The 3,232-nt window shown below is 37.0% G+C and carries 2 protein-coding genes; both read right to left on the bottom strand.

Going from position 1 to position 3,232, the window contains the following annotated elements; translation table 11 throughout:
• Window positions 1-203: 203 nt before the first annotated feature.
• Window positions 204-1,415, bottom strand: coding sequence for a polysaccharide lyase family 7 protein (locus J8L70_RS15945; protein WP_211056561.1), 1,212 nt, complete (start codon window positions 1,413-1,415; stop codon window positions 204-206).
• 296 nt (window positions 1,416-1,711) lie between these two features.
• The gene (locus tag J8L70_RS15940; RefSeq protein WP_211056560.1) at window positions 1,712-3,133 is read right to left on the bottom strand and encodes an alanine/glycine:cation symporter family protein; all 1,422 of its coding nucleotides are present in this window, start codon (window positions 3,131-3,133) and stop codon (window positions 1,712-1,714) included.
• Window positions 3,134-3,232 lie beyond the last annotated feature (99 nt).

Raw genomic sequence — 3,232 nt, 5'->3', positions numbered from 1 at the left:
CCTCGCTCTTAGAGTGTGCCGGTTCAAGTCCGGCCTCGGGCACCAATTTATTATCGTTAATAAATTGCACAGTACTATCCTATTTCTAATATTCCATTAAAAATAAGCTATAGCGTTTACAACACAAATAATCTTATGTCTGCTTCTTTTTAGATAATAAAAAAGCAGCCTAAGCTGCTTGTTTATTTTAGCTAAAGTTATAGTTAATGATTACTGCTATAACTTATATCGGTTAATGTGATTTTTGATGTTGTAATACCAAAATCTTTATAACACGCTTCCCATGAGTCAGAATCTCCGCGAGTACCACAATCTATCCTTGTAACAGGATCTTGGGATTGTAAATAGTTACCAAATTTAAAATAGGTAATGTCATCATCTTCTACGGTGAGTGTAGCAGAACGACCTAATGCAGAAACGGTTACAGTCCCGTAATCATTTATCATTTTAACATTTATTGACTCGCCACTTCGAATTGTACCCAGAGCAAATTTATCTTCATCGCCATCTGTTCCTCGTAAACGCACATACACATCAAAGATCCCATTGTTTGCTACACTATCATCAAATCCAGATTCGCTTGAATCAGCAACGTATAATTTCATTAAGGTTGAAATTGATGATCCATGGTGTTGCGCAATAATTGTTTTACTGCCATTAGAAAGTTCAACTTTGTAATTTGCAGAAAACTCTTCGTAGGTATCATACATGGCCTTGCGCTTGTTGGTTTTAATTTTATACTCGTGCCTCCAACCGCCACCACCAGATGTGGTGTACTGTGTTTCTAGAGGGACAAACACTAAGGTTGATTCATTGATTAGTGGGGTAGGGTTATCACCTTCTAAATCGAACAGGCTACCATCAGTAATAATGTCAGGTATTGCGTTGCCAGTATTTACTGGAGAGCTAGTTTCATCAATTCGGTTAAAATTCCATTGCTGATTGACGTTACTGCTATTTGAATCCCATAAATAAATATATTGTTTGCGACTGGCGCTGCGATTGCCGTCGATAGAGAAACTAGGTGCATTACGCTTTTCTAAACGGTATTTTTCGGTGCCGCTGGTTACTTTAACTTTAGCCCAATGTTGATCGTAATTACTTGAGTTACATGTTTGTAAAGTTACAGCTTGACGACGAGTCGCACCGTCACCACCATCCCAGCAAAGGTTTGTGTTTTGTTTTTTAAACGAATAGTACCCATTGTCTTGCTGAATTTGTATCCACTGTTGATTTACATTACTTTCATTAGTATTCCACAAATAAATTTGCTGATTGCTAATAGCTCCACCATTACCATCAATAGAAAAGCTGGTATTTTGTTTTTCTATTGTGAAGGTGGCAGCTTGGGTAAAAGCTGAAAGCAAAGAAATAGCACTGAGTGTTAATGGGGTGATGATTGTTTTATATGCCATGTGTGTAAAGTCTCATTCTTATTTATAATTAACTATTAAGATCCTTCTTGTTGAATACCGTTGTGATGCAGTATTTTTAATTCCATTAAAATGTGTGTAAACGTTAGTTAACGTGAATATATATTGCTATATTGTCAATTTATTGTTAACCAGTTGCATTGTATATGATAAATGAGATTTTTAATAGATAATAAATCTAATTCAATATGGGCTAATAGATAAGGGGATTTAGCAGGTTAAGCATGAAGTTTTCGTACAGAACAAAAACTTCATGCCGAAGAATAACGAATTAATAACTATTTTATTGGCCAAACTCCTGGTGGCATAGTTTCATGCAGCTTTTTATTAGCTGAAGGATCAAAGGTCGGTATCTGACCTGCTTTGTGTTGCCTGTTATAATCTCTCGATAACCAAATAACAACACCGGAGAGCATAAATAAAGCCACTACGTTAACAATAGCCATTAATCCCATAGAGATATCGGCCAGTGTCCAAATTAAGCCTAATTCTGCAATTGAACCAAACATCACCATAGCTAAAACACACAGTCTAAATAATAGCAGTGTATACTGCGAATTATGCTGTAAAAATATTAGGTTTGTTTCGGCATAAGAATAGTTTGCAACAATAGAAGTGAAAGCAAAGAAAAAGATAGCAATTGCAACAAAATACATTCCCCAGTCACCAACATGTTGTTGTAATGCTGCTTGAGTGAGTTCGATACCTAATAAGCCCGATTCAGGAACTAATTGTTCCGAAAGTAAGATTAAAGCAGCGGTAGCTGTACAAATAACAATAGTATCAATAAAAACCCCTAGCATTTGCACATAACCTTGAGATGCAGGGTGAGCAGGGTAAGGTGTCGCGGTAGCTGCTGCATTCGCAGCACTACCCATGCCTGCCTCGTTAGAAAACAATCCGCGTTTAATGCCTTGGATCATCGCCTGTGTTACACCGTATCCAATTGCGCCAGCTCCTGCTTGCTCAATGCCAAATGCGCTTTTTATGATCAGAACAAAAACATCTGGCAATAGGTTAACATTCATAGCACACACATAAAGCGCAACCAATAAGTACATAATTGCCATAAAAGGCACAACCATTTCGGCAAATCGTGAAATTGTTTTCAAACCACCAAAAATAATGATGCCAGAGCCAACAACAAGCAAAATACCAATAATGTAATTAGGTATATCAAATGCAACAGTAAAAGCAGCGGCAATAGAATTAGATTGCACAGCATTAAACACTAAGCCAAACGCTAAAATAAGGCATAACGAAAATAATACACCCATCCAACGTTTACCAAGACCATATTGCATATAATAAGCAGGGCCACCTCGAAAATTACCTTGTTCATCTTTTATTTTATATGCTTGAGCTAAAGTACTTTCGGCAAAGCTGGTCGCCATACCTATTAGAGCGATCACCCACATCCAAAAAATGGCTCCAGGACCCCCCAAATATAAAGCAACAGCAACCCCTGCCATATTACCGGTTCCTACTCGCGCAGCTAAAGATGTACAAAAAGCCTGGAAAGAAGAAATATCATCTTCGCCACATTTACGAGAGCCAAACATGACTTTAAACATGTGACCAAATTGGAAGAACTGAATAAAACGCAAACGAATAGTGAAAAAAACACCGGCTGCTATTAATAAATAAACAAGAATATGTCCCCATAAAAGGTTACTTATACTATTTATTACATCTGTCATAACTTACATACCTAAATATACATCTTAAAAGTGGGCGAAACTTACCACATCATACATAAAGAGTTTAGTATTTTGAGGCTACAGGTAAGTTATCAACAA

This window comes from Pseudoalteromonas sp. MMG010 (genome assembly GCF_018100905.1).
Classification (GTDB): domain Bacteria; phylum Pseudomonadota; class Gammaproteobacteria; order Enterobacterales; family Alteromonadaceae; genus Pseudoalteromonas.
This window is presented reverse-complemented; position numbering and strand designations above follow the sequence as displayed.

What these genes read in the sequence shown, in the direction of transcription:
- J8L70_RS15945 (WP_211056561.1), bottom strand. Translation starts at nt 1,415, where the DNA reads ATGGCATATAAAACAATCATCACCCCATTAACACTCAGTGCTATTTCT.
- J8L70_RS15940 (WP_211056560.1), bottom strand. Translation starts at nt 3,133, where the DNA reads ATGACAGATGTAATAAATAGTATAAGTAACCTTTTATGGGGACATATT.